This is a genomic window from Shigella sp. FJ200513, from assembly GCF_040495915.1.
In the GTDB taxonomy this organism is placed as follows: Bacteria; Pseudomonadota; Gammaproteobacteria; order Enterobacterales; family Enterobacteriaceae; genus ECMA0423.
In genome coordinates this window covers 13,083-32,575 of sequence record NZ_JBDYCV010000024.1, presented here as the reverse complement: position 1 = coordinate 32,575, position 19,493 = coordinate 13,083, and the positions used below count along the sequence as shown (strand labels likewise).

Genomic DNA, 19,493 nt, shown 5'->3' with positions numbered 1-19,493 from the left:
AAAATAATGCGTAATTATGCCGTTACGCTTGCCAAACGTTCCTGCACAATGGCGATGAAATCGCGTAATGCCAGCTTCATCTCCCCTTTCTTCCACGCCATCAGTAAAGCAATGGAAGGCACATTTCCGGCAATGGGACGAAAAACAACCTGCCCGGTATTAAAATTATTCATATAACCGGGTATCAAAGTGACGCCCAGCCCCATGCCCACCAGATTCATGGTCACCAGAATATTCGTTGCCACCTGGACGATATTTGGCTGGCTGTTTTCTTGCGCAAACCACGCTTTAACGATCGGCGCAAGCGAACCGGAATACGCCGGATCGGTACTGACGAAATTCACGCCATCCAGTTGCGCGGCGGTGATCTCTTTTTCATGTGCTAAAGGGTGATCAACCGGTAACACCACCACTAATGGTTCGTCAAAAAGCTCCAGATAATCAATCTCCGGGCTATAAACAGGATGGCGCATTAAGCCGACGTCGAGTTCACCACGGCGAATTTTTTCCTCCTGTTGCGTGGTGATTAAACTCACCAGCTCAATCAAGGTGTCTGGCTGTCTGAGACGAAACATCGGTAATACTTTTGGCAATAAATTCACTTCCGCCGATGGCACAAAGCCAATGGTTAATTGTCTGTCTTCCTGAACAATTTTCCGCGCCCGTAATTTGGCATTTTCCGCTTGTTCGAGGATTGCCAGCGCGTCCTGGAGAAAACATTCTCCCGCCGCCGTCAACGCGACTTTGCGCTTATCCCTCACCAGTAACGGAACACCGACACAGTTTTCAAGATCGCGGATCTGGCTGCTTAACGAAGGCTGTGAGGTATGCAGTTTTTCCGCCGCACGGGTAAAGTTCAGTGCCTGCGCCACTGCGACGAAATAGCGTAAATGCCGTAGTTCCATCACCTTCCCCTTGTTATCGAAAAAACGTCTCAGCTGGTAGAAATTAACTATTTCACATATTAGCAACCAACCAGCAACATCCTTATGGCACAAAAATAGAAGGTCAATACATCTTATCTTTCAGGATTAAAAAATATGACCACACCCTCAGATTTGAACATTTACCAACTGATTGACACCCAAAACGGTCGGGTCACTCCGCGTATTTATACCGACCCGGACATTTACCAACTGGAGCTTGAGCGTATTTTCGGTCGTTGCTGGCTATTTCTCGCCCACGAAAGCCAGATCCCAAAACCCGGTGATTTCTTTAACACCTACATGGGAGAAGATGCAGTTGTCGTGGTGCGCCAGAAAGACGGCAGCATCAAGGCGTTTCTCAACCAATGCCGCCACCGGGCCATGCGTGTGAGTTATGCAGATTGTGGCAACAGTCGCGCCTTTACCTGCCCGTATCACGGCTGGTCTTATGGCATTAACGGCGAGTTGATCGATGTACCGCTGGAACCTCGCGCCTACCCACAAGGGTTGTGTAAATCCCACTGGGGGCTAAACGAAGTTCCTTGTGTGGAGAGTTATAAAGGACTGATTTTTGGCAACTGGGATACCAGCGCACCGGGCCTGCATGATTACCTGGGTGACATTGCCTGGTATCTGGATGGCATGCTGGATCGTCGCGAAGGCGGCACCGAAATTGTCGGCGGCGTACAAAAGTGGGTGATCAACTGTAACTGGAAATTCCCGGCAGAGCAGTTCGCCAGTGACCAGTATCATGCTCTGTTCAGCCATGCTTCTGCCGTTCAGGTATTAGGGGCGAAAGATGATGGCAGCGATAAGCGCCTCGGTGATGGACAAACCGCCCGCCCGGTGTGGGAAACCGCCAAAGATGCGCTGCAATTTGGTCAGGACGGTCACGGTAGCGGTTTCTTCTTTACTGAAAAACCGGATGCTAATGTCTGGGTCGATGGCGCAGTTTCAAGCTATTACCGCGAAACCTATGCCGAAGCAGAACAACGTTTAGGTGAAGTTCGCGCCCTGCGCCTGGCGGGTCATAACAATATATTCCCCACGCTTTCATGGCTAAACGGCACTGCCACACTCCGCGTCTGGCATCCGCGCGGCCCTGATCAAGTTGAAGTGTGGGCGTTCTGTATTACTGACAAAGCCGCCTCCGATGAAGTTAAAGCCGCTTTTGAAAACAGCGCCACTCGTGCTTTTGGTCCTGCTGGTTTTCTCGAGCAGGATGACTCGGAGAACTGGTGTGAAATCCAGAAATTGCTTAAAGGCCACCGCGCCCGCAACAGCAAACTGTGTCTGGAAATGGGGCTTGGTCAGGAAAAGCGCCGCGACGACGGCATTCCTGGCATTACTAACTATATCTTTTCAGAAACTGCCGCTCGTGGAATGTACCAACGCTGGGCCGATCTTCTGAGTAGCGAAAGCTGGCAGGAAGTGCTCGATAAAACCGCCGCTTACCAGCAGGAGGTGATGAAATGAGTGCGCAAGTTTCACTGGAGTTACATCACCGCATTAGCCAGTTTCTCTTTCACGAAGCCAGTCTGCTGGATGACTGGAAATTTCGTGACTGGTTGGCACAGCTCGACGAAGAGATTCGTTACACCATGCGCACCACGGTTAACGCGCAAACACGCGACCGTCGCAAAGGCGTCCAGCCGCCGACGACCTGGATTTTCAATGACACCAAAGACCAGCTGGAGCGGCGAATCGCCCGTCTGGAAACGGGCATGGCCTGGGCAGAAGAGCCGCCGTCACGCACTCGTCACTTAATCAGCAACTGCCAGGTAAGCGAAACCGACATCCCAAACGTATTTGCCGTGAGGGTGAATTATCTACTTTATCGGGCACAAAAAGAGCGCGATGAAACATTCTATGTTGGAACGCGTTTCGACAAAGTTCGCCGTCTGGAAGATGACAACTGGCGCTTGCTGGAACGGGATATCGTCCTGGATCAAGCGGTGATCACTTCCCATAACCTGAGTGTACTGTTCTGATGAATCGAATTTATGCGTGTCCCGTTGCGGATGTGCCGGAGGGTGAGGCTCTCCGGATAGATACCTCGCCCGTCATCGCCTTGTTCAACGTGGGCGGCGAGTTTTATGCCATTAACGATCGTTGCAGCCATGGTAATGCGTCGATGTCAGAAGGGTATCTGGAAGATGACGCCACGGTGGAGTGCCCGCTACACGCCGCCAGTTTTTGCCTGAAAACGGGGAAAGCGTTATGCCTGCCCGCCACCGATCCGCTCACCACTTATCCAGTACACGTTGAAGGTGGTGACATTTTCATCGACTTACCGGAGGCGCAGCCATGAGCGATCTGCATAACGAGTCCATTTTTATTACCGGCGGCGGATCGGGATTAGGGCTGGCGCTGGTCGAGCGATTTATCGAAGAAGGCGCGCAAGTTGCCACGCTGGAACTGTCGGCGGCAAAAGTCGCCAGTCTGCGTCAGCGATTTGGCGAACATATTCTGGCGGTGGAAGGTAACGTGACCTGTTATGCCGATTATCAACGCGCGGTCGATCAGATCCTGACTCGTTCCGGCAAGCTGGATTGTTTTATCGGCAATGCAGGCATCTGGGATCACAATGCCTCACTGGTTAATACTCCCGCAGAGACGCTCGAAACCGGCTTCCACGAGCTGTTTAACGTCAACGTACTCGGTTACCTGCTGGGCGCAAAAGCCTGCGCTCCGGCGTTAATCGCCAGTGAAGGCAGCATGATTTTCACACTGTCAAATGCCGCCTGGTATCCTGGCGGCGGTGGCCCGCTGTACACCACCAGTAAACATGCCGCAACCGGACTTATTCGCCAACTGGCTTATGAACTGGCACCGAAAGTGCGGGTGAATGGCGTCGGCCCGTGTGGTATGGCCAGCGACCTGCGCGGCCCACAGGCGCTCGGGCAAAGTGAAACCTCGATAATGCAGTCTCTGACGCCGGAGAAAATTGCCGCCATTTTACCGCTGCAATTTTTCCCGCAACCGGCGGATTTTACGGGGCCGTATGTGATGTTGGCATCGCGGCGCAATAATCGCGCATTAAGCGGTGTGATGATCAACGCTGATGCGGGTTTAGCGATTCGCGGCATTCGCCACGTAGCGGCTGGGCTGGATCTTTAAGGAAGCACGATGAAAGAAAAAACGATCATTATTGTCGGTGGCGGGCAAGCGGCGGCAATGGCTGCGGCCTCGCTACGCCAGCAAGGGTTCACCGGTGAGCTGCATCTGTTTTCCGATGAGCGACATCTTCCTTATGAACGACCTCCACTCTCGAAATCCATGTTGCTGGAAGATTCCCCGCAGTTACAGCAGGTGTTACCCGCTAACTGGTGGCAGGAAAACAATGTTCATCTGCATTCCGGTGTAACCATCAAAACGCTGGGTCGCGACACACGAGAGTTAGTGTTAACCAACGGCGAAAGCTGGCACTGGGATCAGCTTTTTATAGCAACCGGCGCGGCAGCTCGACCGCTGCCGTTGCTTGATGCACTGGGAGAACGCTGCTTTACCCTACACCATGCCGGTGATGCCGCCAGACTGCGAGAAGTTCTGCAGCCCGAACGGTCAGTCGTGATTGTCGGTGCCGGAACTATTGGTCTGGAACTGGCTGCCAGCGCCACGCAGCGCAGCGCAGCGCAGCGCAGCGCAGCGCAGATGTAAGGTGACAGTGATTGAACTGGCGGCAACCGTCATGGGCCGTAATGCACCACCGCCCGTGCAACGCTATCTTTTACAGCGCCATCAGCAGGCTGGTGTGCGCATTCTGCTCAATAATGCCATTGAACATGTGGTCGATGGTGAAAAAGTAGAACTGACGCTGCAAAGTGGGGAAACGCTTCAGGCTGATGTGGTGATTTACGGTATTGGTATCAGCGCCAACGAGCAACTGGCTCGCGAGGCCAACCTTGATACTGCCAATGGCATTGTCATTGATGAGGCTTGCCGCACCTGCGATCCCGCGATCTTTGCCGGTGGCGATGTGGCAATCACTCGTCTTGATAATGGTGCACTACACCGCTGCGAAAGCTGGGAAAACGCCAATAACCAGGCGCAAATTGCCGCTGCCGCAATGTTAGGGCTACCGCTACCGCTACTGCCGCCGCCGTGGTTCTGGAGCGATCAGTACAGTGATAACTTACAGTTTATTGGCGATATGCGTGGCGATGACTGGCTTTGTCGTGGCAACCCGGAAACTCAGAAGGCGATTTGGTTTAATCTGCAAAACGGCGTGCTTATCGGTGCGGTCACGCTGAATCAGGGCCGTGAGATTCGCCCAATTCGCAAATGGATCCAGAGCGGCAAAACGTTTGATGCGAAACTGCTGATAGATGAGAACATCGCGCTTAAATCACTGTAATCAGGATAATTAGCGAATATCTCAATGCCTGGGGCGTGGCGAGGTGCAAGAGTGTGTATTACGTTTAAATCACATTATCTTGCAAAGGGATTGGTTATGAACACACTACGTTATTTTGATTTTGGAGCTGCCCGCCCCGTTTTGTTATTAATTGCCCGTATCGCCGTGGTCTTAATTTTCATTATTTTTGGTTTTCCCAAAATGATGGGCTTTGACGGTACGGTCCAATATATGGCCTCGTTGGGCGCGCCAATGCCGATGCTGGCAGCGATTATTGCGGTAGTTATGGAAGTGCCCGCCGCGATATTAATCGTGCTTGGCTTTTTCACCCGTCCGCTGGCGGTGCTGTTTATTTTCTACACGCTGGGTACGGCGGTGATTGGTCACCATTACTGGGATATGACCGGCGATGCGGTTGGGCCAAATATGATTAATTTCTGGAAGAATGTCAGTATCGCTGGCGCGTTCTTGCTATTGGCAATTACCGGACCGGGGGCAATTTCTCTCGATCGGCGTTAGGAAAGATGCCGGATGCGGCGTGAACGCCTTATCCGGCATTTTATAAATTACAGCCACTCTACCCGCAACGACATCTCTGAGGTTGTTGATTCCCCTGGTGCTAGCGCAATGAGATCACCCCCTTCCGGGCGATGATGCTCATCCGGCGCATGGCTCATCGGTTCCAGACAGAAGAAATCAAACGCATATCCTTTATCAAACGCAGGGTCGGAAACAAAGATGAAATAACACGGTGCAGGTGGCGTCGTTTCCATGATGATGGCATAACCTTCCTGCGGCTGCTCGATGCGGGCCTGACCATTCCATCCGGCAAAACCATTGTTCACCCACTGACGCGGCAACGGCGCGAGCTGGTTAAAATCCAGTTCCTGCGGTAGCTGCTCGCAAAACTCACCCGCCAGCCACTGCTCCCGTTCCAGCCAGTAACCGCTCGCCTGCGCCTGAATCCGCGTTTGTGGTGACAACGGAAAATAAGGATGCCAGCCGGTACCAAATGGCAGCGTCTCTGCCCCTTGATTGGTGACAGAGAGCGTCACCGTCAGCGTATCCGCCGTTAAATGAAACGCCTGACTTACCCGATAGTGATAGACACCGCTGCGATGTTCATACACCAGACACAAACTATCATCGCTGTGCGAGACACATTGCCACTCGCCCAGCCAGCCATCGCCGTGTAGATAGTGCGCATCCCACTCAACATTCGGTTGCAGTTGATACTCACGCCCCTGCCAGACAAAACGGTTGCCGCTCACCCGGTTTGCAAATGGCACCAGCGGAAAACATGAGGCATCGGTTGCCACACCGCTTTTTTTACCAGGACGTAAGAGCGGCGTCGTATCGCGCCAGAAGCCTTCGATTACGCCGCCCTGGTCAGAAACGTCCAGCTTTAGCGACCCGTGGGATAAGGTATAGATGGTCATCCGCTAACTCCTTAATCCGGGAAGTTAATCACAACTTTCCCGCATTTGCCGCTCGCCATCAGCACATAGGCATCACCTGCCTGTTCTAGCGAGAAGCGATGGGTAATGGCGTTACGCGGCCACAGCTTCCAGTCAGTCAAATCGTGGGCGCATTTTTCCATATGGAACAGACTGGTCACCCAGGAGCCGATAATCCGCCGTTGATGGTGCATCAGATCAGCGCTGACCTCGAATTCCACTTTTCCGGTTTCACCAATGTAAACCACCCGCCCCCAGTCAGCAGTGGATTGCAGTGCCAGCAAGCGACCTGCGGCATTACCGGAACAATCGAGCGCAACATCCGCGCCACCGTGGGTAAGTTCAGCAATTATCTGCGGCAGACCTTCGGTGGTTGCTAAATAGCCGTGATCCATCCCCCCTAACTGTTTTGCCATCGCCAGACGTTCCGGCAGCATATCAACGCCGATGATCCGTTTTGCACCGCGACCTTTCGCCAGCATCATCGCCATCATGCCGACCGGCCCCAGACCGACCACCAGCACGTTATCGCTGCCGGAAACTTCGCCGCGCAAAATCCCTTCATAGGCCGTGCCAACGCCGCAACTGATAAACGCACCATCTTCGTAGCTCAGCGCATCCGGCAGGAGGATCAGATCTTTTTCTTCCGCCAGCAGATATTCGGCATGACCGCCGTCACGCTGCCAGCCGTAAGCCGCTTTTCCTTTGCCAGTACAAGAGATAGGAAAGCCGCGGCGGCAGTTCGGGCAAAAACCACAGCCAGAAATGTGATACACCAGCACGCGGTCGCCCTCTTTAAAATGGCGGCAGCCTTGCCCCATCGCCACAATCTGCCCGCACGGTTCATGACCGTTGATAAATCCCTGGTATAACGGTTTATCGGGTGCCGCCGCCGTGGCACGGTGTTGATGATAGATATAGTGGACATCGCTTCCGCAAATCCCGGAGGATTTCATTTTGATCAGTACCTGGTTAATCCCCGGCGTCGGCACCGCAACTTCCCGCAGATCGACGGTTGAATTTCCTAGTAAATAAGCAGCCAGCATCGTTTTCATAAATCCCTCATTAACAATACGATTAATTTTCATCCCTGCAGCACCCGCGCCAGGGGCGTTAAGGTTTAGCGTTTCGCTTTACTGCTTCGCTGGGTCAGCAAGATATTCGCCAGCACCGCCACCACGATGATGACGCCGCGTACCACCTGCTGGAAAAAGGAGTTAATACCGAGCAGCACCAGACCGTTACCGATTAGCGTAATCACCAGCACACCAAGCAATGTACCGAACAGGGAACCGCGACCGCCGGAAAGTGCCGTACCGCCGACCACGACCGCGGCGATGACGTCAAACTCCAGACCGTTTGCGGCACCTGCGTTACCGGAACCGAGGCGTGCCGCCAACAAAATGCCGGTCACCGCCGCTAATAATCCCGAAAGGGTAAAGATAAGAATGCGCACTCGACGAACGTTAATACCGCACAACTGCGCCGCCGTGGCATTACCGCCAACGGCAAAAACCGAGCGCCCGAAGGCGGTTTTTCGGCTAATGAACACAAACAGCGCAAACAACACCATCATGATCAGCGCGGATACTGGCACACCGAGAAATTGTCCGCCCAGCCAGTCCAGCACCTCGTTTTCGTCAATCGGCACTGGCAGTGCGTTGGTCATAAACAGCCCCATTCCGCGCAGAGCGCTCCACAGCCCCAGTGTGGCAACGAAACTTGGTACGTTAAACACGCCGCGCAGCACCCCGGCGAGCGTTCCCATCAGCGCGCCTAACAGCAACACCAGCAGACAAGCAATCGCCAACGGAACTTCAAATTGCAGCAAAAATGCCAGGCACACCGAGACAAAAGCCACCATCGGCCCAACGCTGACATCAATTTCACCGGAGATAATAATCAGCGTCATCGCCCAGGCGGCAATCCCAATGGTGGCGGCATCGCGCAGCACGTTCATCTGGTTATTCAATGAGATAAAGCCAGGCGCGTTCAGGGAGAAGACCAGATAAAGAATGGCAATCACCACCAGCAAACCGATCTCATTAATATGGCGACTGACAAATTGTTTGAGCGAGACGCTCTTGCCCTGCGGCAATGGTAATGACGAAGCATACATCTTCAGGTTCCTCGGTAAAATTCATCAGTGCACAGACAGAATGGCGGACATCAGCTCATCCACATTGACCGGCGAGTGAAACTCCTGCGAGAACGTGCCGTGCTGTAATAACAGGATGCGGTCACACACCAGCGGCAATTCCTCCACTTCACTGGAGATAAACACCACGCTTTTTCCTTCGGCAGCCAGCTCACGGACAATACGGTAAATCTGCTGTTTGGCTTCGATATCGACGCCGCGCGTTGGCTCGTCGAGCAACAAAATCTGGCTGGCGGCATAGACCCAACGACCGATCACCACTTTTTGCTGATTGCCACCAGAAAGCGTGCCGATGGGTGTTTCGCTACTGGCAGCCTTGACCGTCATCCGCTGCATCACCTCTTCGGTCAGGCGGCGGATGGTGGACCATTGCAGCACACCGTTGGTGCTGATTTTTTGCCGATTGGTCAGCACTGTATTTTCGTCAACGCCTAGCCAGGGAATGATCCCCGCTTCTTTGCGGTTTTCTGGCGTATAGCCAATGCCGCGTTTCAGCATGTCGCCGTAATCGGGGCGCATGATTTTCTCGCCGTTGATAACAATTTCGCCCTGTTCATACGTCTCCAGCCCAACAATCGCCTTCAGCAATTCACTGCGCCCTGCCCCCAGCAGGCCAGCAATGCCAAGCACTTCGCCACGACGTAGCGTAAAGCTGATATCCTCCAGCTTGGGCTTATGGCGTAACGCACGGACTTCCAGTACGGCCTGATCCACAATTTCCTGAGGGGCAACCGGCGCAATATCAACGTGATCACGCCCTAGCATTAGCGACACAATATGATGCGTGGAGGTGTTTTCGAGCATCACATCGCCCGCCACCTGACCATCGCGCATAACGGTGGCATAGGAGGCAATGCGGCGGATTTCTTCCATCCGGTGGCTGACATAAATCACCGCCACGCCCAGTGCCGACATCTTTTTCACCGCACTGATCACCAGTTCAACTTCTGCACTGGCAAGCGAGCTGGTGGGTTCATCAAGAATGACCACGCGCGGCTCGCCCTTCATCACCCGTGCAATTTCCACCAGTTGCTTTTGCGCCGGGCTTAGCGTTGAAACAAGTTGTTCAGGACTAACGTCAACGCCCAGCGCCTGTAAGCAACGTTGGGCATCCTGCGCCATTTGCAGGTAATCAATCATGCCGTTGCGGCGAGGCCATTGACCAAGGCAGAGGTTTTCTGCCACCGTCAGCCCTTCCACCAGACTTAATTCCTGATAAACCGCACGAACCCCCAGTTCAGCGGCACGGCGAGTCAACGTAGCTTCGTCACCTTCCAGTCGCGTCTCGCCAATCCAGATATCACCGCTATCCGGGCGTTCGCTGCCGGTAAGCATTCGAATGAGAGTCGATTTGCCCGCGCCGTTTTTACCTAACAGCGCACGAACTTCGCCTTTATTGAGCGTGAAGTTAACGTTATCCAGCGCAACGACGCCGGGGTAACGCTTATTTCCTGCCACCACTTTTGCTACCGGGACTGCCTCTGTTGCCGTGAACATAGGGACCTCTGCGAATCAGCGATTAGGGCAGACCATCAACGTGCGTTGCCAGCCACTGTTTACCATCTTCCGTTTTGGTATAGAGATCGATTGGCACCTGAATCACTTTTTCACCGTCGGCTTGTTTATTGATAACCTTCAATGTTTGCGCGAAAACAGCATTGCCCATTTTCTTACCGGAAATATCCACTACCGCTTTCAGCACCTGATTGTTTTCCAGCTCCTGAGCAATTTCGGTTGTCATATCCGAACCGAAAACAGCAATTTTTCCGGCCTGATTTTGATTACGTACCGCTTTTACCGCGCCGAGTGTCGCACCGCCCGACTCCCCCATAATGGCGTTGAGATCCGGCGTGGAGATAATCAGTTTTTCACCAACGGAAATCGCTTTATCTAAAACAGTCCCTTCCTGGTTAGCGACAATTTGCGCGCCGGGAACGCGGGATTTTAATACTTCTTCAAATCCTTTACGTCGCTGCACACAAACTTCAAAGGCTTCGCAATTGATGACGGCAATTTTCGGCTGGTCAATTTTATTGGCAATAAAATAATCGGCGGCAGCGTTACCCAGTTTTTACCAAATTCCAGTGGATCGCCGACCAGATACGCCGAGACATATTTATCGACACCCTTTTGATTAATACAGGTGTTGTAGCAAATCACCGGAATACCCGCTTCACTGGCGCGACGAACGGTACGGCTACTGCCATTTTCAGACACTGCCGATAAAATAATGGCATCGACATTACGCGCCACGAGGGTATCAACAAAGGTACTTTCTTTCGAAATATCCCCCTGGGCGTTAGTTTCAATTAACTGTACCTGTACTGAAGAATCTTTTGCCGCATCCTGAACGCCCTGACGCACTCCAGCGTAATATCCCTGGGTATCAAGGTATATTGCACCAATGGTCATTTCTTTATCCGCAGCCCTGGCAAATAGTGCGCTACCTAATAGCGTAGCCATTAATAATAGATTACGGGTTGTTCTCATTTTTTTAGGCATAGTGCCTCCTGTAGGGTTTTTATTAACAACGGCTTATTCTAATTATTTTGTGATGAGCGGCAGCGCGTGCCGCTCAAATATTACAGTTAATAGGGTTTAGTGAACGTAGTTAAAAATAAAAGGCATCACAGTGGTGAATAATGCCGCTTTCGGCCAGGCCGGATTAATCGCCGTCAATTCAGCGCGAGCAGACTCATATTGCGCAACCTCCCCGAGTCCCGCGGACGCCAGCATCGCCACCATCAGGCATTTTTCTTTATGCTGCTGTTGTAAATCGCCATACAGCGATAACAGGTCAGGTTGTGAAACAGCAAAGAAATCCGCCTCAATACTGGTTTTCGCCATCTCTTGCGCCCACTGTTTCATTTCACTAAACAGTTGCTGTGCGGTTTGCTGTTCACCCAGCAGTCGCAGCGCCATTCCTTGCCAGAAGAGATAATCAACCGGCTGATCGTTGTAATAACTGTGGATGTTAATGGTGCGATCGCCGGTCGCCGCCAGACGTAAACAACGCATCGCTTCAGTTTCATCGCCCTGCGCGTTGGCGCATATCGCCTGCCAGAACCAGATGTCGTTATCAGTTTGCCCCGGTAAACGGCCTTCGCTTAAATTCTCCGGATAATACAGCGCGGCATGAAGCAGTTCGCTGGCCTGCTGCGGCTCTCTGGCATCAAGATGCTGCCAGGCGCGTAATAACTGGTTGAGGATAAACTGACTGGTGACCTTCCCTTCCCCGCCTTCCCACGGGTGGAATTTACGCGTGGCGAGAATGTCCGCCGCTTTGTCTGCCTGACCCGTGAGATGCCACAAATTGAGCAGTTCTGCGGTCATGTCGTCGCGTTTCAGCGCAATTTCCAGATTATTTTCCAGACGCGCCAGTCGTTTCTCCGGTGTGGCTCCACTTAACTTATCCAGCAAATCCCGTTCGAAAAGCAGACGTGCATCCTGCGGCGCAAGCTGATAAGCATTATCAAGATAACGCGCGGCCAGCTCATAATCGTGTTTCTTATTCCACGCATGGATCGCTAACCCGCGCCAGCCGTCGGCAAACTCCGGCGACATCTCTACGCAACGTTGCCATAAGGCAATGGCTTTGTTGTAGCTACGTTTGTTGTAGTAGAAGCAGGCCAGTAAATGGCGAGCAAACCAACACTCTTCAATACTCTCCAGCGCCGCCACTTCTTCCAGCGTATTCGGGAAACGGACAAACTGCGGGAAGACATCAATGGCTTTTGCGACCAGTTCGCCACGTTCGGCTTTCGGCAGCAAGCTGGCTTGCAGGTAAAGCGGCAGCGTGCGCTGGCAGTCCAGTGCGTTCAGCATCTCTGCCGCCAGGGTGGGCATTCCCCAGTTAATCAGTTGCCCGGCGGTCATCAGAGCGTTAACGTCGCGTCCCTGACACAGACCGCGCCACTGCGCGAGGGCTGATTCGCTACGACCATCGAACCAGTTCAGCCACCACAGAGTGGCGTTCAGCGGATAATCACGCAGCAGTTTCTCGCGCTGCAAACGCGCGTTGTCCTGACGACCACTTAACACCAGCAGCAGATTATGCAAGCAAAGCACTTCCTGATTGGTTGGGCAGGCACGAAGACTTTGTTGGCAAAAATCCAGACCCGCGTCGAAGTTATCATTACGCGCCGCCAGTCGTGCCAGACCATAATAGCCGCCTGCTTTACTATTGCCGCTCCAGACCGCACGCCAGAAATCCTCTTCGGCTTGTTGATATTGTCCCTGACGTTCGTAAGCACTGGCGCGAATCAAACTTGCTTGTCCACACTGCGGTTTTTTGTTCAGCGCATGTGCACGTTTCAGCGCCTGACTGGCATACGCCACCGCTTGCGGGAAATCTGCGCGGTTATATTCCAGCATCGCCAGCGCCAGGTTACAGCGATAATCCAGCGGGTCCAGCGCCACGCCGCGCAGGTAGTAATCGAACGGTGAACGGCTGGCGTGATGATATTGCTCCAGATGCTGACCGATAAACCAGGCTTCATCTGTACTGGTAATGTCTTGTGCTGCCAGTGGCGCTTTGGCGACGTCCGGCAACGGCAACTCCTGCGGCTGATGTTCCTGATAACTCAGTACAATATTGCCGTCGGCATCGGAGAGTTCAATGGTCAGTCTGTCAGGATTGATACCGTGCAACACGCCCTGGATGGCGGTCGCTGGTGTCAGGGCCACGGCATCATCGAGCAACGCGTTGCATTTGCCGATTTCGCGGATCGCCAGACGGTATCCGTTCAACGGAGAGATGGCATACAGCCCCCACTCAATCCCCCGCTCACTACGCTGGAGTTTTATCACCGCATCGCGGGAGGCATTTTGCACCATGCCCAGAGAATGATAAGGCAGGAAATACTGCTCGAAACGCTTCTCTTCGTAAGCATCAAGCCAGGTAAAATCAGGCTGGTTATCGGCAAAAATACCGGTCATCAGTTCGATATACGGGCCGTTATTGTCGGTCAGACTCTTATCCCACGCCTGGCCAAATTCACTGTGTCCCCAACTCCACTGTTTTTTACCTGGCGCAATATGGTGGTTGGCAACGTGCAGCAAACCGCCATCTTCATCGTGACACCACGCGCCGACAAAATCGTACTGCGATTTTTCGGCCATATATGAGGTTGGAACAGGCACATTTTTATAGCGAGAAATGTCCACTCCGGCGGAGTAGTCCACTTTGTAGTAAGTGCCGGTGGCGATGGGGAAAGCGGAGACGGCCCGTTTGCCGTGATCAAACACCGCAGTCACATCCGGTGGGAAAACGCTCTGATGCCCTTCACCCCCTTTCACTGCCGGGTTGACCCACCACAAGAAATGACGCGGCGTGGCGTTGCCGTTATAGACGCGGCTGGCGATTTCCAGTGCCGCCCGGTCAGGGCGCAGGGTGAAACCTGTCATCACCTGTAAACCATGCATCGGCTCCGTTTCGCCGACCCACACCGTCTGTGCACCGTCTTCATGGGCTTCGAGGGTGAAATCAACGGGCATAAAGGTGGTCGGGCGATGGTGTTGCGGCCAGTTAAACTCAATCCCGCCGGAGATCCACGGTCCCAGCATCCCCACCAGCGCAGGTTTAATGACTTCATTGTGATAGACAAAATCGCGCTGTTTCACTTTATCCCATGCGCGATGCACCCGACCGCCCAGTTCCGGCAGGATCATCACTTTGATGTAGTCGTTTTCCAGCCACACCGCCTGCTAGGATTTCAGGGTTTTCTGCTCGCTCAGCGTATCGGTCACGCCGTAGGGATAAACCGCGCCGGACGATCCCTGATAAACGCGATTTTCCAGGAACATGGGATGTATATCCTGCGGCCCGGTTTCATAGGTCGGGATCTCAACGCGCTCTTGCCACACTTTTACTGGAGTCATGGTGCCCTCAATATTAACAAGACATACTGAATTAAAAGATTTGTGGCAGTGTATTGAACAATCTGGCAATGTTTTCGCGGAATAATCACGCAATTAACTAAACAAGGTTTAGTGAAGATGAGAGCCTGCATTAACAATCAACAGATTCGCCACCATAACAAATGCGTGATTCTGGAACTGCTGTACCGGCAAAAGCGCGCCAATAAATCAACGCTGGCCCGGCTGGCGCAAATTTCGATTCCGGCAGTCAGTAATATTTTGCAGGAACTGGAAAGCGAAAAACGGGTGGTGAATATTGACGATGAAAGCCAGACGCGCGGGCATAGTAGCGGTACATGGCTGATTGCGCCGGAAGGTGACTGGACGCTGTGCCTGAACGTGACGCCCACCAGTATTGAGTGTCAGGTTGCTAATGCTTGTTTAAGTCCGAAAGGCGAATTTGAGTATTTACAGATTGATGTACCGACGCCGCAGGCGCTGCTGTCCGAAATCGAAAAATGCTGGCATCGCCACCGTAAATTGTGGCCGGACCGCACCATCAATCTGGCGCTGGCAATCCACGGGCAGGTTGATCCGGTGACCGGCGTATCGCAAACCATGCCGCAAGCGCCGTGGACAACGCCAGTTGAGGTGAAGTATCTGCTGGAAGAGAAGCTGGGCATTCGGGTGCTGGTCGATAATGACTGCGTGATGCTGGCGCTGGCGGAGAAATGGCAAAATAATTCGCAGGAACGGGATTTCTGCGTGATCAACGTTGATTACGGCATTGGCTCGTCGTTCGTGATTAACGAGCAAATTTATCGCGGCAGTTTGTATGGTAGCGGACAGATTGGTCACACCATCGTTAATCCGGATGGAGTCGTCTGCGACTGTGGACGTTACGGCAGCCTGGAAACCGTCGCCTCGTTAAGTGCATTAAAAAAACAGGCGCGGGTATGGCTAAAATCACAACCGGTTAATACTCAGCTTGAGCCTGAAAAACTGACAACCGCGCAGTTAATCGCTGCCTGGCAGAGTGGAGAACCGTGGATCACCAGCTGGGTTGATCGCTCTGCCAATGCCATTGGTTTGAGTCTGTATAACTTCCTCAACATCCTCAATATTAATCAGATTTGGTTGTACGGTCGCAGTTGTGCCTTTGGTGAGAACTGGCTTAATACTATTATTCGCCAGACAGGATTTAACCCGTTCGACCGCGACGAAGGACCGAGCGTGAAAGCGACGCAAATTGGCTTCGGGCAATTAAGCCGCGCACAACAGGTGCTGGGAATTGGCTATTTGTATGTTGAGGCGCAGTTACGACAGATTTGATGGCGCGATAACGTAGAAAGGCTTCCCGAAGGAAGCCTTGATGATCATAAACGAAAAATTGCCTGATGCGCTACGCTTATCAGGCCTACACGGAGATTGCAATATATTGAATTTGCAAGATTTTGTAGGCCTGAGAAGGTGTTCATGCCGCATCCAACATGAACAACGAGCACATTGTCAGCAAATCACCGTTTCGCTTATGCGTAAACCGGGTAACGTGCGCAGATGTCGAGAACTTTACCTTTGATGCGCTCGATAACGGCTTCATCATTGATGCTGTCCAGCACGTCACACATCCAGCCAGCCAGTTCTTTCGCTTCGGCTTCTTTAAAGCCGCGACGGGTAATCGCCGGAGTACCTACACGAATACCGGAGGTCACAAACGGGCTCTTCGGATCGTTCGGTACGCTGTTTTTGTTGACGGTGATGTTAGCACGGCCCAGAGCGGCGTCTGCTTCTTTACCGGTCAGGTTTTTATCAACCAGATCAACCAGGAACAGGTGGTTATCAGTGCCGCCGGAAACCACTTTGTAGCCGCGCTCGAGGAACACTTCTACCATCGCTTTAGCGTTTTTCGCGACCTGCTGCTGGTAAGTTTTGAACTCAGGCTCCATCGCTTCTTTCAGAGCAACCGCTTTACCGGCGATTACGTGCATCAACGGACCGCCCTGACCACCAGGGAAAACGGCAGAGTTCAGTTTTTTGTACAGCTCTTCGCTACCACCTTTCGCCAAGATCAGGCCGCCGCGCGGACCCGCCAGGGTTTTGTGAGTGGTGGTAGTAACAACGTGAGCATGAGGAACCGGGTTCGGGTAGACGCCAGCAGCAACCAGGCCCGCAACGTGCGCCATATCAACGAACAGATAAGCACCGATGCTGTCAGCGATTTCACGCATTTTCGCCCAGTCAACCACGCCGGAATATGCAGAGAAACCACCGATAATCATTTTCGGCTTGTGTTCTTTGGCTTGTTTTTCCAGATCGGCGTAATCGATATGACCGGTAGCATCGATACCGTAAGGAACGATGTTGTACAGTTTACCGGAGAAGTTAACCGGAGAACCGTGAGTCAGGTGACCGCCATGCGCCAGGTTCATACCCAGAACGGTATCACCTGGTTCCAGCAGCGCGGTGTAGACCGCAAAGTTAGCCTGGGAGCCGGAGTGCGGCTGGACGTTAGCGTAGTCAGCGCCGAACAGTTCTTTCGCACGATCGATCGCCAGTTGTTCAACGATATCAACATACTCGCAACCGCCGTAGTAGCGTTTGCCCGGATAACCTTCAGCATATTTGTTGGTCAGCTGAGAACCCTGCGCCTGCATTACGCGCGGGCTGGTGTAGTTTTCGGAGGCGATCAGTTCGATGTGCTCTTCCTGACGTACTTTTTCCTGCTCCATAGCCTGCCACAGTTCGGCATCATAATCGGCAATGTTCATTTCACGCTTTAACATCCGCATCTCCTGACTCAGCTAACAATAAAATTTTTGGCCTTTATAGGCGGTCCTGTTGGACAACGGCGAACAGTATAACCGAATCATTGTGCGATAACAGGTCTTGACAAAGGAATTTACGCAAACGATTACCTTCAGGCTACGCAAGGCTTTGGAGAATAAAGAGCTTGCAACCGGAAACGGATTTCTTTTCAGGTTTGTGATGCAAATTTTTCACTTCATCACATTCTTTCTGAAAAACACCAAAGAACCATTTACATTGCAGGGCTATTTTTTATAAGATGCATTTGAGATACATCAATTAAGATGCAAAAAAGGAAGACCATATGCTTGACGCTCAAACCATCGCTACAGTAAAAGCCACCATCCCTTTACTGGTGGAAACGGGGCCAAAGTTAACCGCCCATTTCTACGACCGTATGTTTACTCATAACCCAGAACTCAAAGAAATTTTTAACATGAGTAACCAGCGTAATGGCGATCAACGTGAAGCCCTGTTTAACGCTATTGCCGCCTACGCCAGTAATATTGAAAACCTGCCTGCGCTGCTGCCAGCGGTAGAAAAAATCGCGCAGAAGCACACCAGCTTCCAGATCAAACCGGAACAGTACAACATCGTCGGTGAACACCTGTTGGCAACGCTGGACGAAATGTTCAGCCCGGGGCAGGAAGTGCTGGACGCGTGGGGTAAAGCCTATGGTGTACTGGCTAATGTATTTATCAATCGCGAGGCGGAAATCTATAACGAAAACGCCAGCAAAGCCGGTGGTTGGGAAGGTACTCGCGATTTCCGCATTGTGGCTAAAACACCGCGCAGCGCGCTTATCACCAGCTTCGAACTGGAGCCGGTCGACGGTGGCGCAGTGGCAGAATACCGTCCGGGGCAATATCTCGGCGTCTGGCTGAAGCCGGAAGGTTTCCCGCATCAGGAAATTCGTCAGTACTCTTTGACTCGCAAACCGGATGGCAAAGGCTATCGTATCGCGGTGAAACGCGAAGAGGGTGGGCAGGTATCCAACTGGTTGCACAATCACGCCAATGTTGGCGATGTCGTGAAACTGGTCGCTCCGGCAGGTGATTTCTTTATGGCTGTCGCAGATGACACACCAGTGACGTTAATCTCTACCGGTGTTGGTCAAACGCCAATGCTGGCAATGCTCGACACGCTGGCAAAAGCAGGCCACACAGCACAAGTGAACTGGTTCCATGCGGCAGAAAATGGCGAAGTTCACGCCTTTGCTGATGAAGTTAAGGAACTGGGGCAGTCACTGCCGCGCTTTACCGCGCACACCTGGTATCGTCAGCCGAGCGAAGCCGATCGCGCTAAAGGTCAGTTTGATAGCGAAGGTCTGATGGATTTGAGCAAACTGGAAGGTGCGTTCAGCGATCCGACAATGCAGTTCTATCTCTGCGGCCCGGTTGGCTTCATGCAGTTTACCGCGAAACAGTTAGTGGATCTGGGCGTGAAGCAGGAAAACATTCATTACGAATGCTTTGGCCCGCATAAGGTGCTGTAATTTGATGTTGCCGGATGGAAACATCCGGCAACCCTTGACGCGGTTTAAATTGCCGCGTCGTCCTCTTCACCGGTACGGATGCGAATGACCCGAGCCACGTCAAAGACGAAGATTTTACCGTCACCGATTTTGCCGGTTTGCGCCGTGCGAATAATGGTATCGACACAGGTATCGACAATGTCGTCCGGTACGACAATCTCAATTTTCACTTTCGGCAGAAAATCCACCATATACTCCGCGCCGCGGTACAGCTCGGTATGGCCTTTCTGGCGACCAAAGCCTTTCACTTCGGTCACCGTCATGCCGGTAATACCGACTTCGGCCAGTGCTTCGCGGACATCGTCCAGCTTGAAGGGTTTTATAATCGCATCAATCTTTTTCATGCTATTCCTTGAAAAGGTTGCCTGTCTTTTGATCTGCTAAACGTAACACATAA

At 52.6% G+C, this 19,493-nt stretch carries 14 protein-coding genes and 3 pseudogenes; 8 read left to right on the top strand and 9 right to left on the bottom strand.

Features of this window, described 5'->3' with window-relative positions; translation table 11 throughout:
• Nucleotides 1-14: 14 nt before the first annotated feature.
• Nucleotides 15-905 carry a DNA-binding transcriptional regulator HcaR gene (gene hcaR, locus ABZJ92_RS07740; protein ID WP_000423255.1) on the bottom strand — a complete coding sequence of 297 codons (891 nt, stop codon included), beginning with the start codon at nucleotides 903-905 and terminating at the stop codon, nucleotides 15-17.
• A 135-nt stretch (nucleotides 906-1,040) separates the two neighbouring features.
• On the opposite strand from hcaR, the gene hcaE reads away from it, so the two are divergent.
• The 6 genes and pseudogenes from hcaE to ABZJ92_RS07710 all read left to right on the top strand — a co-directional run bounded on the left by hcaE (nucleotide 1,041) and on the right by ABZJ92_RS07710 (nucleotide 5,802).
• Complete coding sequence (hcaE, locus tag ABZJ92_RS07735; protein ID WP_000211158.1) at nucleotides 1,041-2,402, top strand: 3-phenylpropionate/cinnamic acid dioxygenase subunit alpha; 1,362 nt, start codon at nucleotides 1,041-1,043, stop codon at nucleotides 2,400-2,402.
• On the top strand, nucleotides 2,399-2,917 hold the full coding sequence (gene hcaF, locus ABZJ92_RS07730) for a 3-phenylpropionate/cinnamic acid dioxygenase subunit beta (protein ID WP_001276076.1): 519 nt from the start codon (nucleotides 2,399-2,401) through the stop codon (nucleotides 2,915-2,917). The genes hcaE and hcaF overlap by 4 nt, the downstream gene beginning before the upstream one ends.
• A complete protein-coding gene (locus ABZJ92_RS07725) occupies nucleotides 2,917-3,237 on the top strand; it encodes a bifunctional 3-phenylpropionate/cinnamic acid dioxygenase ferredoxin subunit (protein ID WP_001080102.1) in 321 nt (106 codons plus the stop codon). Before hcaF ends, ABZJ92_RS07725 begins: the two co-directional genes overlap by 1 nt.
• A complete protein-coding gene (hcaB, locus tag ABZJ92_RS07720) occupies nucleotides 3,234-4,046 on the top strand; it encodes a 3-phenylpropionate-dihydrodiol/cinnamic acid-dihydrodiol dehydrogenase (RefSeq protein WP_001281382.1) in 813 nt (270 codons plus the stop codon). Before ABZJ92_RS07725 ends, hcaB begins: the two co-directional genes overlap by 4 nt.
• A 9-nt stretch (nucleotides 4,047-4,055) precedes the next feature.
• Nucleotides 4,056-5,283, top strand: a pseudogene (gene hcaD / locus ABZJ92_RS07715) (phenylpropionate dioxygenase ferredoxin reductase subunit).
• A 96-nt stretch (nucleotides 5,284-5,379) separates the two neighbouring features.
• Nucleotides 5,380-5,802 carry a DoxX family protein gene (locus ABZJ92_RS07710; protein WP_001094726.1) on the top strand — a complete coding sequence of 141 codons (423 nt, stop codon included), beginning with the start codon at nucleotides 5,380-5,382 and terminating at the stop codon, nucleotides 5,800-5,802.
• Nucleotides 5,803-5,849: 47 nt separating this feature from the next.
• Here the strand turns inward: ABZJ92_RS07710 and ABZJ92_RS07705 are convergent, their stop codons facing one another.
• The 6 genes and pseudogenes from ABZJ92_RS07705 to ABZJ92_RS07680 form a co-directional block, all read right to left on the bottom strand.
• Nucleotides 5,850-6,722, bottom strand: coding sequence for an aldose 1-epimerase (locus tag ABZJ92_RS07705; protein WP_000158544.1), 873 nt, complete (start codon nucleotides 6,720-6,722; stop codon nucleotides 5,850-5,852).
• 11 nt (nucleotides 6,723-6,733) lie between these two features.
• On the bottom strand, nucleotides 6,734-7,828 hold the full coding sequence (locus tag ABZJ92_RS07700) for a zinc-dependent alcohol dehydrogenase family protein (protein WP_000700776.1): 1,095 nt from the start codon (nucleotides 7,826-7,828) through the stop codon (nucleotides 6,734-6,736).
• 32 nt (nucleotides 7,829-7,860) lie between these two features.
• Entirely contained in the window at nucleotides 7,861-8,859 is a 999-nt protein-coding gene (locus ABZJ92_RS07695) for an ABC transporter permease (protein WP_000271335.1), read from the bottom strand.
• A 24-nt stretch (nucleotides 8,860-8,883) separates the two neighbouring features.
• The gene (locus ABZJ92_RS07690; RefSeq protein WP_000493489.1) at nucleotides 8,884-10,395 is read right to left on the bottom strand and encodes a sugar ABC transporter ATP-binding protein; all 1,512 of its coding nucleotides are present in this window, start codon (nucleotides 10,393-10,395) and stop codon (nucleotides 8,884-8,886) included.
• Between the two features lie 22 nt (nucleotides 10,396-10,417).
• Nucleotides 10,418-11,400 (bottom strand): annotated as a pseudogene (locus ABZJ92_RS07685) (substrate-binding domain-containing protein).
• A 96-nt stretch (nucleotides 11,401-11,496) separates the two neighbouring features.
• Nucleotides 11,497-14,778, bottom strand: a pseudogene (locus ABZJ92_RS07680) (DUF5107 domain-containing protein).
• A 117-nt stretch (nucleotides 14,779-14,895) separates the two neighbouring features.
• Between ABZJ92_RS07680 and ABZJ92_RS07675 the strand changes: the two are divergent.
• Nucleotides 14,896-16,089, top strand: coding sequence for an ROK family protein (locus tag ABZJ92_RS07675; RefSeq protein WP_005047319.1), 1,194 nt, complete (start codon nucleotides 14,896-14,898; stop codon nucleotides 16,087-16,089).
• A gap of 197 nt (nucleotides 16,090-16,286) precedes the next feature.
• Here ABZJ92_RS07675 and glyA read toward each other — a convergent pair whose 3' ends face one another.
• A complete protein-coding gene (glyA, locus tag ABZJ92_RS07670) occupies nucleotides 16,287-17,540 on the bottom strand; it encodes a serine hydroxymethyltransferase (RefSeq protein ID WP_000919159.1) in 1,254 nt (417 codons plus the stop codon).
• 326 nt (nucleotides 17,541-17,866) lie between these two features.
• Between glyA and hmpA the strand changes: the two genes are divergently transcribed.
• Complete coding sequence (gene hmpA / locus ABZJ92_RS07665; RefSeq protein WP_000883129.1) at nucleotides 17,867-19,057, top strand: NO-inducible flavohemoprotein; 1,191 nt, start codon at nucleotides 17,867-17,869, stop codon at nucleotides 19,055-19,057.
• A gap of 44 nt (nucleotides 19,058-19,101) precedes the next feature.
• Here hmpA and glnB read toward each other — a convergent pair whose 3' ends face one another.
• Nucleotides 19,102-19,440: a nitrogen regulatory protein P-II gene (glnB, locus tag ABZJ92_RS07660; RefSeq protein ID WP_000717694.1), complete on the bottom strand. Its 339-nt coding sequence runs from the start codon at nucleotides 19,438-19,440 to the stop codon at nucleotides 19,102-19,104.
• Nucleotides 19,441-19,493 lie beyond the last annotated feature (53 nt).